This is a genomic window from Bradyrhizobium sp. UFLA05-112 (assembly GCF_053572325.1).
The window spans coordinates 1-12,330 of the sequence record NZ_JBANBK010000079.1 but is presented as its reverse complement, the minus strand read 5'-3'; the positions used below and the strand labels follow the sequence as shown (position 1 = coordinate 12,330).

Sequence of the window (12,330 nt, the reverse complement as noted above, 5' to 3'; positions counted from 1 at the left end):
TCGTACGATCGGCCGGCTCCGGGAGCAGATCCCTGCGTCGCGCGGTCGGCTTCAGCCCGTTCGGGTCAAAGCCAGATACCGCAGGGGCTGACCCCTCCGCCTCGCCCCTGCGGCACCTAAAAAAACAAAAGGCCCCCTCTTGTGGAGGGGGCCTTTGCTTTTAGCCGTTAGGCCACGGCGTCCTTGGCGGCCTTCACGGGCCGTGCGCGGACGATCTTCCGGGCCGGCTTGGCCTTGAACATCATCTCTTCACCCGTGAACGGGTTGGTGCCCTTGCGCGCCTTGGTCGCGGGCTTCTTGATGACCACGAACTTGGCGAAGCCCGGCACCAGGAAAAGGCCGTTCTTCTTGAGCTCCTTGTGGCCGACATCCGTCAAGGTCTCCATGACGTTCTTGACGTCGCGCTTGGAAAGCTCGGTGGCAGTCGCGATCTTTTCGATCAGTTGCGATTTGGACAGTTGGGTTGGCATCGTGTCTCCTCTGATTCGTTGCCGGTTGCATATTAGACCAACCGTTGAAGGCCTATAGCCTTCTGCACAGTTTTGTCGCGAAAATACGGGCTTTTTTGTCCCGCTGTGACAAAAAACCCTGCTTTTTAGCCACTTCCAGAGCAGGTGGCAGCCAAAACAGCGCTTTTTACCTTATTTCAAAGGCCCGCGACGCCCTTGCTAAAGCTGATTCCATGCTCTCGACAAGCGACGACCGCCCTCTTTGTGCAAGAAGGAGCGCGATTCACCCTATAAAAGAAGGCTAAACCCGCTCGATGATCACCGCGGGCGCCATGCCGCCTGCGGCGCACATGGTGACCAGGCCGCGCTTCAGGTCCCGCCGCTCGAGCTCGTCGAGGATGGTGCCGATCAGGATCGAGCCGGTGGCGCCGATGGGATGGCCGAGCGCGATCGAGCCGCCATTGACGTTGACCTTGGCGCGGTCGAGCTTGAGATCGCGGATGTATTTTTCCGCAACCACTGCAAAGGCCTCGTTGATCTCGAACAGATCGATGTCGTCGATGCCAAGCCCGGCCTTGGCCAACACCTTGCGGGTCGCCGGCACCGGCGCGTTCAGCATCAGGGTCGGCGAGTTCCCCATATTCGCCATCGCGACCACGCGGGCACGAGGCTTCAGCCCATGCGTCTTGGCATAGGTCGGCGAGGCCAGCAGGATCGCGGCGGCGCCATCGACGACACCGGACGAGTTGCCGGCGTGGTGCACGAAGTCGATTTTGAGATCTGGATATTGTTGCAGGATCAGCCCGCGATAGGTCGTCCCCTTGTCGTCGAGCGCATAGTCGGCAATCGCGGGAAATGCAGGCTTGAGGCTGCTAAGTCCCTCCATCGTGGTCTGCGGCCGCGGATACTCCTCGTGATCGAGCGCGAGGCTGCCGTCCTCGCGGTAGACCGGCACCAGGCCCTTCTTGAAGTGCCCATTGGCCATCGCATGCGCCGCGCGCTTCTGGCTCTCCAGCCCGAGCGCATCGACATCCCTTCGCGTGATGCCTTCCATGGTTGCGATCGCATCCGCGCAGACGCCCTGATGCGACTGCGGATGCCTTGCGCGCAGGCGCAGATTGCCGGAATCCATCATCATCGGACCGCCGCCGCGCCGTCCCTCCATCGACATCATCTCGCAGCCGCCAGCGATCACGAGATCCTCTGCGCCGGACATAATGGAAGCCGCCGCCATGTTGACGCTGGTGATGCCGGAGCCGCAGAAGCGGTCGAGCGTGACGGCGCTGGCGCGCACGTCATAGCCGGCATCGAGCGCCGACATCCGCCCGAGGTCTCCGCTTTGCGTCGCGACCTGCGCGCTACAGCCCCAGACGATGTCGTCGACATCCGCGGTGTCGATGCCGGTCCGATCGGCGAGCGCGCGCAGCACGGTCGCACCCAGTTGCTGTGGATGAATGCCCGACAGCGCCCCCTTGCCGGCCTTGCCCACCCCGCGCGGCGTCCGACAGGCATCGATGATCAGCGCGTCCACCATGGCGTTATCCTCTTGTTCTTGGCTGTTGCGGCGGTTTTGAATCAGGGGGCGAGCGGAGTCAATGCGCAGGTCGGCGCCGCCTCTTTGCAAAAAGCTGAAAAACAAGCCCATGCAAAGTAGAAGCGTGGCTGCCGGACGACACACGGCCGTTCCGCGAAACCATTTGATTCGTCGAGACAAATCGAAGGCAACAAGCGATGGCCGGGCAATGCGGTGAGAAAGTCGCTTTGCCGCCATCCCTCGAGACGTGCACCTTTGGCGGGCTCTTCAGGATGAGGTCTGGTATCGCGGCGAAATCCTGGACCCTCATGCGGAGGAGCGCCGCTCGCGGCGCGGCTCGAACCATGCGGCCGAGCCTACGCGACCGCCTTGGGCAAAGACCCCTCACACCCCCGCTGCGTTCTTTGCGATCACGTTGCGGTAGAAGCTCGCGCTGAGTTTTGGCGTGCGGACCTGGGTGTCGAAGTTCACGTGGTAGAGCCCGAAGCGCTTGTTGAGCCCGTAGACCCACTCGAAATTGTCCATCAGGCTCCACAGGAAATAGCCGCGGACCGGCACGCCCTCCGCCGTCGCGCGCTCGAGCTGGGCGAGATAGTTGCGCAAATACATGATGCGGTCGGTGTCGAAGATCTTGCCGTCGGGCGTGACCTGGTCGTCGCCGGAGGCGCCGTTCTCGCTGATATAGATCGCGCCCGTCTTCCATATCTTCGCAGCTAACTTCGGTACCCAGTAGATTGTCTCGGGGCCGACACGCAGCCAGTCCGAATTCATGTGCGGAAACGATTTTGGGATCGGCAGCAGCGAGAAGCCGGCGCCCTTGTCGGAGGCCACGACATAATGCTGCGGCGCATAGATGTTGAGACCAAGGAAGTCGATCGGTGACGAGATGATCTTGAGCTCTGCATCGGTGTATTTCGGCGCGTTGGGCCCCGCGAATTGCAGGAAGGCGTCGGTGTACTTGCCCTCCATGATCACGTTGAGATAGCTCGCGTTCAGCTCGCGCAGCGCGATCTCGGTGGCCCGGACGTTCTCCGGCGTGTCGATCGCGGGAATGCAGGCATCGATGTTCTCCGCCGGCCCCACCCTCGTGCCGCGGCGGCCGGAGCTGCGAACCGCCTGCACCGCGAGACCATGCGCCAGCGCGGTGTTGTGCCTGACCTGGTTCACCTCGGCTTGCGACAGCGTCAGCCCCGGCGCGTCGATGCCGATGCCATAGCCGAAATAGACGAACCGGCCGCTCTCGTTCAGAGTGAACACGTTCTTGACGCGATCGGTCAGGTATCGCGCGACATGGGCTGCGTAGTCCCCGAACGCCTTGCAGGTCTCGGCCGAGCGCCAGCCGCCGAAACGATCTTGCAGCGATTGCGGCAGATCCCAATGATAGAGAGTGAGCCACGGCTCGATGCCGTTCTTGAGGAGCTCGTCGATCAGGCGATTATAGAAGTCGAGCCCCTTCGGGTTCGGCTTGCCGTCGCCGTCGGGAAACACCCGCGGCCATGCGACCGAGAAGCGATAGGCCTTGCAGCCGAGCTCCTTGATCAGCGCGATGTCGTCCTTGTAGCGATGGTAGTGCTCGTTGGCCCGGTCACCATTGGTTCCGTCCTCGATCTTGCCAGCCACCCGCGTAAACGTGTCCCAGATCGAGGCCCCTCGCCCATCTTCGGTGACGGCACCCTCGACCTGGTAGGACGAGGTCGCAGTGCCCCAGAGGAAGCCCGGCGGAAAGCCTCCCGCCGGGCGTGGCGCCGCTCCCGGCTTCGCCTCGACGGATTGTCCGGGGGCCGCAATCCCCGCTGCGGACAGCCCCGCGATCCTCGCAAACTGGCGACGCGAGAACTTGTCCGGCATTGGTTCTGTTCCACTTCTATTCATTTCGGACCGGCACAATGGAGGGTCCCGGCCGATTTGAGAAGTGAAGTTCGGGGACGATCGTGATGCGCTGCTGGTGTATCGAGAGCGGCAGGGGCAAACTTGGTCGCGCTCCGGCCAGGCCAATACCGGGATAATACAGGGCCGCAAACGCAGCGCCCGTTATTGTAGGCCGATCCGACTGGTCTAGACTGCTGCCCATTGATGAAATCGATTCGCAGGGATTATGGCAAAGTCCTCGAAACTCGTTGTGGCAAAGAAGGGGCGCGTGCTCCTGGTCAGACGACGGCGCGATAAGCGCTGGATGTTTCCGGGCGGCCGCAGGCGTGCAGGCGAGAGTGACAGGAAGTGCCTACGCCGCGAGATCAGGGAAGAATTGCCGAACCTGAAGCCCGGCCCTTTGAAGCTCTGGAGAGAAGTGAAGCGGAAAAACCGCCGATCCGGACGAAAGATGAGCGATGCGATTTTCCTGACGAAGAATGCTTCCGGCGGGCTGAAGATCGGAGACAAGAAGGAGATCGACAAGGCGGCCTGGTGCAAGCCGCGAGGGCTCAGATTAACACCGACGTCGCGCTACATCCGGGACAGGCTGTTTCCGAAGTGAGCCCCAAGGCTCGCAATCACGGCTTCGAACCCGGGCAATCAGCGGGCATCGGGTGCTCTACGCCTTTGTCGACGTCTGGTCAGCCTTCAGCCCTCGTCTCTGTCTGATTTGCCGCTCCAAACGCAGCGTATGCTCACGCAGGGAATCGTAGATCGGTGCATTGCCCAGCAGCATGGGTAGCAACATCGCCATGAAGCAGGCGCCCAGCATCGGCAGCAGCATTGTCACGTTACCGGTCATTTCGGCGACGAGAACGATGCCTGTCACCGGCGCACGCACCACGCCAGTGAAGAAAGCGGCCATGCCCACCAATGCAAATGCTTCCGGCTGGATGGCGAACGTTGGGAATGCAAAGCGGCAAGCCGCTCCGAACAGCTGCCCAGACTGAGCTCCCAGCACGAGCAAGGGTGCGAACAGTCCGCCGGGAGTGCCGGCGGCGTATGAGAGAGCACTGAGCCCGAACCGGATCAGGAATGCGAAGCCGAGGATCCCCACGCTCTCGTGGCCAATCAGCGTGCGCTGCGTGATCTGATCTCCGCCACCGACCAGCTCGGGCGCGAACCAGGCCAATAGGCCCACGCTTGCGCCAATCAATCCGGCGCGGAGCTCGATCGGTAGCCGTCCGAATTGGTCCCGAACTGCGATGGTCGCGAGCAGCGTGCGATTGTATGCGACGGCCAGCAGGCCCGCGACGCCACCCAAGGTAAAGAACAGCGGGGCGGACTCTGGGCTGGGGTAGCCCAGCGGCCCGATCTGGAAGTCGGGCGCATCACCGAGAAGCAGCCTTGCGACCGGGATCGCCGTTGCCAGCGCTGCAAGTGCGGCGATGGCAACACGGTGTTCGATCCTCTGCACCAACTCCTCCAGCACGAACACGAGCCCGGCAATCGGTGCATTAAAGGCCGTTGCAAGGCCGGCGCCAGCGCCGGCCGCCAGCAGCACGCGGGAGTCCGCCCAGCAGAGCCGGCAGACTCGCGCAGCGAAAACCGCGATGCCAGCGCCCATCTGTACGGTCGGCCCCTCGCGGCCCAGTGCCAGCCCGGAGCCGATCGCCAGTATCCCCCCGACAAATTTCACCGGCACCAGACCAAACCGAGCCGGCGGAATCTCTTCGTGCAGGACGGCTTCGACATGCGGAATGCCGCTGCCCGAAGCGTGTGGCGAGAACTGCCTCACCATCCACGCGGCAACCAGGGTTGCGAGAGCGGACGCGCCGACGACGATCAAAAATCCCCAGATCCCTTGGCCATAGGCCCAGGCGATCATCTCATCGCGCAGACGATCGGCATGCGCGAGCAGAAGCCGGAAAATAGCCCCAACACATCCAGTGGCCGCTCCTATGACGAGGGCCATCGCCGCGAGCCCCAATAGGCCGCGACGTTCGTCCTCGACTTGTCGGTCGTCATTGGGGTTATGGTCCACGGCAGGTCGATGATCTCGAGGCTTTCGCAAGGGACAATCTTTGCCGAAATCACCGGCGAATGTCCCGGAAAAAATGCTTCCGACCTGATCGAAGAACTGTCTTTCTCGGCTTGCAGCACGACGCGCTGGGATGGGGGGGCAGCCGCGATCGGCGTCGGCACGAGCGCGTCATCGCTGGCGATCCACCCTCTCTATCAGGTGGCGTTCTCGACACCCACGATGCTACGGATTTGCGGCCGCGCACGCTGCGGCATCCAGGCGACGCTCGCAGCGTGTTTCGAGATCACTGGCAAATGTCGCGTATCACCCGTGTTGCGAAGGCAGATTGAACTGAAACACGGCGCCCCGTGGTTCATTCGCGCCGGTCCAAAGTCGTCCTCCGTGCGCCTCGATGATCGATTGGCAGATCGACAGGCCCATGCCGGTGCCGCCCGGCTTGGTGGTGTAGAAGGGCTCGAACAGGCGGTCGACCATGGCCAGGTCAAGTCCGGGGCCGTTGTCCCGCACGGAGACGACAACGCGATTTGAGGCATCTGCGGCCGTGCTGATCCGGAGCTCCCGTCCGCCCACGTCGATGCAATTCATCGCCTCGATCGCATTCAGGATTAGATTGAGAACAACCTGTTGCAGCTGGACGCGATAGCCCTCCGCGAGCGGCAAGCCAGGGGCAAGGTCCGTCTGGATCAAGACACCATGCTTGAGCAGCTCGCTCCGGGCTATGGTGATCACGTCCAGGATCGCGCCATTGACGTCGATGGTCTCTTTCGGCGCCGGCGTCTTCTTGATCAGCGAACGGATCCAACCGATGATCTCGCCGCCCCGCTTGGCGTCTGCGACAATGGATGCGAGCGCCTGCCGTGCCTTCTCGAAATTCGGGGATTGAGATCCCAGCCAGTTCAATGCGGCTTCCGCGTTGCAGAGCATCGCGGTGATCGGCTGGCTTAATTCGTGTGTCACCGAAGCCGTGACCTGGCCCATCGCCGCCGCGCGATTGGCGTGCGTCAGTTCCGCCTGCATCTCGCGGAACGTCTCGGCGGCTCGCTTGCGTTCGGTGATGTCGCGGCTCAGACAAATGATCCGTCGCCGACCGCCTTCGCAAAATTCACGCATGCGAACTTCGACGGGAAACACGGTGCCGTCCTTTCGGCGATAGCGACTCTCCAGCGTAGCGATGCCGCCGGCCTTGAGGCGGTCGCGGTTGATCCGCCAGGTCGCTTCATCCAGCTCCAGATCGAAGAAGGACGCAGTTACCCCCACCAGTTCGCCCCGGCTGTAACCCAGGCTATCGCAAGCATGTCGGTTCACGTCGAGCACGCGACCGTCTTCACAGTGGAGCATGAACGTGTCGGTCGCGTGGTCCACGAAGGTACGGAAACGGGCCTCGCTTTCGATCAGCGCCTGTTCGGCGCGCTTGCGCTCCGTGATGTGGCGCCCCACTCCGCGGTAGCCGATAAAGCCCCCCGTCTCGTCAAAGACGGGCAGCCCGGAGACGGACACGTAGCGCTTGCCGCCATCGGGCGTCGGCCGCGCGTGCTCGAAATCGCGGAACGGGAGGTGGGCATCGAGCATCTCCCGATGCTTGCGCCAGCCCTCTGCATCAGGCTCCAGGGATGGCACCTCCCACCGCGTCCTGCCGATCTCGGCGACCGGCGGCTCGGCAAGCGTCTCGGCGAACTCCTGGCGGATGAAGCGATGCTGCGAGTCGGTTTCCCAGTACACATCGAAGGAGAATTGCACCAATGTGCGAAAGCGCTCCTCGCTCTCGCGCAGCGCCTCCTCGGAGCGCTTGCGCTCATTCGAATCGAGCGCGACCGACGGCACTTGAACCGGATCTTGCATAATCGACTCTTGAAGAGCGATGGATCAGATCGACTTATTTCTTTCTCGCATCGGATAGCGGGGCTGTCCATCGTCCCGGAGCGGCAGATAGCCCCGGCGATCGCTAAAGACGCACGGCGGGTCGAACCTGGCCTCGCAGTGGCCAATGATCCTTCAGGAATATGCCTTGTGACGACTATACTTACGTATACGAGGGCTTCTCTGTCGCCCACATCGCGGGACGAATTGGTCCGGCCGGCGAACAACGCGGGCCGAGCTTTCGGTTCCATCAACGCCTGCGTGTGAGGCGGAGCCGTGCTACCTTTGCCACGGGCGTCGACCAATGCCCGCCGTGCGCCAAGACCTGCCCTCCCGGCAAGGTCGACGTTCGGCCACGCAGACCCATGCAGAAGTGCTTGGACGCGACGCAGACAATGCGCGCGAACGTACCAACAGTCTTGCCCGAAAGACCTAGCTTCCTAAAATCTGGATGATAGCGCAGTCACGGCTGCGGCCCGGATAAGCCGGGTTCACGTTCAGCTCGGAAAACGTTGCTATAGAGATTCGCTATCCATTGCCGTCCGCTCGAGGTGATATTGAGATAGCGTATGGCGCTCTGAATCTGCGGGGCGACATTGTTCCAATAGAACTGCGGGTACTTGTAGACGACATCGGCAGGCGTTTCGTAGCCGAGCTTCTTGTTCAACCCGACTTCCTCAAACTCGTAGAACAGCGCATTTGATTTTCTCAGATAGTTGGGATCGCCAAGCTGACCGATAAGATCAGCAGCGCGCAGGAGCATACCTTCCTCTTCGATCAGTTCGTCGTTTGAAGAATCCGTGTAAGGAAAGCGCGTGAATTCTATGGCTCGGGCAATTCGGCTCGCATCGACCTCGTCGATACCATCGAAGCGCTCGGAGGCGAACAGCTTTGAGCGGTCCACATGATAGGGTCCGAGCGAGGCGTCCGACGCCCCTCTTGGGAGACGAATTGTACGGCCGGTCAGATCTGCGACATAGGAGTCTTCGCTATCTCCTTGAACGATCCCGCGCACGTAGCCGATATCGTGGGTGAGGCACGCCAGGATGAAACTTGCGTAGTCTACGGCTGTTGTCGGCAGCAACAACATTCGTCCCATTAGGATATCGTGCCCCGCAAGAGTAACAAGCATAGTATGTTCAATGTCGTGATAAAGGGCGTCGCTGTTGCCGATGCATTCCAACGTAAGTCTGGCTGCAAACGGAAGCACTTCGGTCAGGCGGGCATGCGAGGAACCAAACCTATCTCGCGTATCAGAGGTCAGGAACGATGATAAAGTCTGCGCCAACAGTTCTGGAATCGTGATCATCTGAACACCCGTCAGTGTGTGCGCACGACAACGGCTCGTCTTGCCAACCTAGGGCCCTGACTCTTGTTCGGAAAGCTTGACCTAAATCAAAGGTCGTCTCGGCAGTTCGGCTCGCCGCCGGAGCCAATCCGAGACGTGCGGTTCAGGCCGCATGGCCGCTTGCCTCCACATCCCCCCAGGTCGCGTTTTGACAAGCGGCAGCCTCTGGCAATCGAAAGATCACCTCAACTGGTGCAAAAGCACGGTCCACCGAAAAGTGCGGCTCGCGCTTAAGATGGAGACGAGCCCCAGCGCCATCAGCAGCATGCCAAGCCAGGTCCAGCCCTGCCCGTCACCGCCCACCTCTGTCGCGGGAAAGGCGACCGGCGTCGCCGAAGGCGCAGAGGCGGCAATCACCTCCCCGGCGGCCGGCGCGGCCGCCAGAAGCGCCTCCACGTCGACCTGACCCGGCGTGATGTGGTCGGGCGTGAGCTGGTCGTCCTCGCGGTTGGGAGCTCGCACCGGCGACGCGGGGGGCGCGATCTCGGCAGCAAGGACGGGACCGGCATCTGCGACCTGCGCGGGCACGGACGGGCTCGGGCGAGACGTATCCAGCGGTGCAGAGCGCTGCAGCTCCGCACGCGCATCCACCGCCGCCTGCCGCTTGCGCGCCACAATCTCTTTCTCCTCGGGAGCGGTGGCACGATGTTTGGGGTCGCGGTGCTGAACCGCCTTCTTCACCGTCGCGCTCCCTTCGGCAGCCTGGAACCAGCATTTGCGGCGGCCCTCCAACCGATAGACCCAGTGCTGCCCCTCGGCGACCGACTTGCCGGGCCGCAGCAAGCACTCCTCTTCCGCGGGGGTGGGCGCAGGGGCTGTTGTGGGGGCGACTTCGAATAAGCCGGCGAAAGGGTTCGAAGACGCAGGCGACGTCGAGAGACCAGCAAGAAGCGCAAAAGCGGCGAAGCAAAATCGCAAATGACCGGACATGAAAAACCCCGGTGTTGCGCCCCCACCCGCACGAGCTTTGGCCGCGACCTAGGTCGCAATGCGACCTAAATCCGGCGATGCGGTGAATTCATTCTGGCGCCAAGCGAGATGCGGGCACGAATTCAGTGACGCGAACCGCGTGGCGGGGGCCCGCTCACGAGTTTGTGCGCCGTGTGTCAGTTTTGTCTGGCTACCGTCGCCAATGTTCCCTTTGCGCCAGAAGCGCCCTCTCTCGCACGTCGCAGTTTGACCCATTGCCGGTCTATGTGAGCATCGTTTCCGAACTGTTCCTTCCATCCTCATTCGCGGCAGCGCTAGGGAACGAAGATCGTTGTAGGCAGCTTGTGTGATCGGAAAACGTGCAGGAGAGCCGCGAACGATTGGTATAGTGTGGTCTCATGGCGCTCGTCAGGCACCCACACCGCGAGGGGTAAGATCTAGTTCCGTATTGAGACAGAAGATGAAGCGATGCGCGAGTCGCGCCTGATGAGCCACGCAGTCGAGAAATATTTCCGCCGCGAAGTGGTGGCAGTAGCGACTGGGCGAATGAGTGTGCCTTCAGCTACAGAGGTTTTCCATGAAAGCTAGATTGCCTGCAACGTTGCAGCCCGTGGCCTGCCAAGATCTCGTTAGATTGGGGGGCAAGGGCGACGGCGGATATCTGGTGTCTCGCTCAGATGTTGCTCGCTCCGATTTCCTTTTGTCGTTTGGCGTCAATTGCGATTGGAGATTCGAGAGCGATTTTGTGAATATCAATGATGTTCCTTTGGACGCATACGATGCCTCCACCAACCCGAAGCTCTTTATGAAAAGGGCGGTTAGGGCGTTCTTCGACCTTAAGCCGAAACTGGCATTAGGGCTTCTGTGGAAATTGCGAGCGTTCCGGCTGTTTTTCAAAGGGCGAAGACGGCATGTCGCGAAGTATGTTGGCCTTCCGATTGGAGGAATACATTGTACGCTCGACGACGTCTTTGCGCGGGTTACGGCTTCGAATGTCTTCGTGAAAATGGACATTGAAGGGAGTGAATACAGGTGTCTCGATTCAATCGTGCGCAATCGGGCTCGGATTTCCAGCGTCGTCATCGAGTTCCACGAGGTTGATCTTCATCTTGATCGGATTGTGAGTTTTGTGAACGAATTGAAGTTCAGTCTGCTGCATGTCCACGCCAACAATTGGTCTCCGATCAGCGAGGGCACGCCCCTCGTTATTGAGCTAACGCTGTCCAAAAACAGCGTGGGCGGGGCTAAAGTCGAAAGTCTCCCCTCTGCTCTCGACGCCCCAAACAATCCATCTGCGCCCGATATCGAGATTGCGTTCGCTTGAAATTACGAAACAGCCGCAGCAAAGGGACGGCCATCGGCAGTGCCAGGGAACGAAGATAGCTTGTAGGTAGCTTATGTGATCGGAAAACGTGCAGAAGAGCCGCGAACGATTGGTACAGGGCAAGGCATGATCCCTAAAATATTCCACCTCACAAGCAAGAGTAAGAAACTGTCTTCGACTGCGCAGGGCAATGTCGATGTCATAAGAGCCCTCTATCCAGACTACAAAATACTGATCCACGACGACGATGACATCGTGCAATTCATCAAGAAAAACTATCCTGAGTATTATGAGAGTACGATCTCCCAGATGCCCAAATTCATTTGGGTTGTCGACACTGTCCGATACCTCTTGATGGATCACTGTGGTGGAGTTTACTGCGACACTGACGTTCTGTTCAGAAAGAGATTTGAATTTGACGCGGGAGTCATTTTTGTCGAGCGGGAATGGACCTGGCCCAACGATCGCTCGATCACGAACAGTGTGCACAACTGCCTATTTGCGAGCGAGCCGAAGCATCCCGTTTGGACAGATATCCTCAATGGAATTACCCAGAACGTTCGAGCCGTGCAGTCGCCGACTGCGCAAGCGGGCCGATTTGCAAAGCAAGTAGCAGCCAAGCTGCTGGGAAAATCAGTTTATCCGCCGGTCTTTGGTGTCACCGGACCAAATGCTATTTCAAAGACCATCACCCAAAATGGTTCATTGAAGCAACACAATGACATTCGGGTCGTTTCTGGAAGTCAAATCTTCCAAGCAGGAATGAGCAGGGGAACGTTGGAAGAAGCCTCCTTCGTGCATGGGGCTGCCGGAAGCTGGCAATAGCTTCGAGATGCCGTGGTCGCTTTCGACTTCCTGTCCGGTTCTGGCCCCATCGCAGACGTGCGCATCCCGCAGAAGGTCCGCTTTGCGCCAGAGGACTTGTATGGGGCGATTGGTGTCAAGCGCTTTCGTTATTGGCCATCTCCTTGTTCGGCCGGGCTGCGACATCTC

The 12,330-nt window shown here is 60.5% G+C and carries 10 protein-coding genes; 3 read left to right on the top strand and 7 right to left on the bottom strand.

Translation table 11 applies throughout. The annotated features are described in order from the left end of the window. Positions 1 to 167 precede the first annotated feature (167 nt). The 3 genes from SO180_RS33075 to SO180_RS33065 all read right to left on the bottom strand — a co-directional run bounded on the left by SO180_RS33075 (position 168) and on the right by SO180_RS33065 (position 3,831). A complete protein-coding gene (locus SO180_RS33075; protein ID WP_027528369.1) occupies positions 168 to 470 on the bottom strand; it encodes an HU family DNA-binding protein in 303 nt (100 codons plus the stop codon). 280 nt (positions 471 to 750) lie between these two features. Next, positions 751 to 1,983 (bottom strand): acetyl-CoA C-acetyltransferase, encoded by a 1,233-nt coding sequence (locus SO180_RS33070; RefSeq protein WP_449383014.1) that lies wholly within the window; start codon positions 1,981 to 1,983, stop codon positions 751 to 753. Between the two features lie 384 nt (positions 1,984 to 2,367). Then, the gene (locus SO180_RS33065; RefSeq protein WP_449383013.1) at positions 2,368 to 3,831 is read right to left on the bottom strand and encodes a GH1 family beta-glucosidase; all 1,464 of its coding nucleotides are present in this window, start codon (positions 3,829 to 3,831) and stop codon (positions 2,368 to 2,370) included. Between the two features lie 247 nt (positions 3,832 to 4,078). On the opposite strand from SO180_RS33065, the gene SO180_RS33060 reads away from it, so the two are divergent. Further along, complete coding sequence (locus tag SO180_RS33060) at positions 4,079 to 4,456, top strand: NUDIX hydrolase (RefSeq protein WP_449383012.1); 378 nt, start codon at positions 4,079 to 4,081, stop codon at positions 4,454 to 4,456. Between the two features lie 57 nt (positions 4,457 to 4,513). Here SO180_RS33060 and clcA read toward each other — a convergent pair whose 3' ends face one another. The 4 genes from clcA to SO180_RS33040 all read right to left on the bottom strand — a co-directional run bounded on the left by clcA (position 4,514) and on the right by SO180_RS33040 (position 9,866). Then, on the bottom strand, positions 4,514 to 5,878 hold the full coding sequence (gene clcA / locus SO180_RS33055) for a H(+)/Cl(-) exchange transporter ClcA (RefSeq protein ID WP_449383011.1): 1,365 nt from the start codon (positions 5,876 to 5,878) through the stop codon (positions 4,514 to 4,516). 303 nt (positions 5,879 to 6,181) lie between these two features. Continuing rightward, positions 6,182 to 7,717: a PAS domain-containing sensor histidine kinase gene (locus SO180_RS33050; protein WP_449383010.1), complete on the bottom strand. Its 1,536-nt coding sequence runs from the start codon at positions 7,715 to 7,717 to the stop codon at positions 6,182 to 6,184. 481 nt (positions 7,718 to 8,198) lie between these two features. Then, positions 8,199 to 9,044, bottom strand: a complete 846-nt coding sequence (locus SO180_RS33045; RefSeq protein ID WP_449383009.1) for a metal-dependent phosphohydrolase — start codon at positions 9,042 to 9,044, stop codon at positions 8,199 to 8,201. Between the two features lie 219 nt (positions 9,045 to 9,263). Further along, positions 9,264 to 9,866, bottom strand: a complete 603-nt coding sequence (locus SO180_RS33040; protein ID WP_449383008.1) for a hypothetical protein — start codon at positions 9,864 to 9,866, stop codon at positions 9,264 to 9,266. A 724-nt stretch (positions 9,867 to 10,590) separates the two neighbouring features. Between SO180_RS33040 and SO180_RS33035 the strand changes: the two genes are divergently transcribed. Both SO180_RS33035 and SO180_RS33030 read left to right on the top strand, forming a co-directional pair. Beyond that, positions 10,591 to 11,337, top strand: coding sequence for an FkbM family methyltransferase (locus tag SO180_RS33035; RefSeq protein ID WP_449383007.1), 747 nt, complete (start codon positions 10,591 to 10,593; stop codon positions 11,335 to 11,337). 75 nt (positions 11,338 to 11,412) lie between these two features. Further along, positions 11,413 to 12,162, top strand: a complete 750-nt coding sequence (locus SO180_RS33030) for a glycosyltransferase family 32 protein (protein WP_449383006.1) — start codon at positions 11,413 to 11,415, stop codon at positions 12,160 to 12,162. Positions 12,163 to 12,330 lie beyond the last annotated feature (168 nt).

Coding starts and splice junctions, on each gene's coding strand:
- SO180_RS33075 (WP_027528369.1), bottom strand. CDS start 470: ATGCCAACCCAACTGTCCAAATCGCAACTGATCGAAAAGATCGCGACT.
- SO180_RS33070 (WP_449383014.1), bottom strand. CDS start 1,983: ATGGTGGACGCGCTGATCATCGATGCCTGTCGGACGCCGCGCGGGGTG.
- SO180_RS33065 (WP_449383013.1), bottom strand. CDS start 3,831: ATGCCGGACAAGTTCTCGCGTCGCCAGTTTGCGAGGATCGCGGGGCTG.
- SO180_RS33060 (WP_449383012.1), top strand. CDS start 4,079: ATGGCAAAGTCCTCGAAACTCGTTGTGGCAAAGAAGGGGCGCGTGCTC.
- SO180_RS33050 (WP_449383010.1), bottom strand. CDS start 7,717: ATGCAAGATCCGGTTCAAGTGCCGTCGGTCGCGCTCGATTCGAATGAG.
- SO180_RS33045 (WP_449383009.1), bottom strand. CDS start 9,044: ATGATCACGATTCCAGAACTGTTGGCGCAGACTTTATCATCGTTCCTG.
- SO180_RS33035 (WP_449383007.1), top strand. CDS start 10,591: ATGAAAGCTAGATTGCCTGCAACGTTGCAGCCCGTGGCCTGCCAAGAT.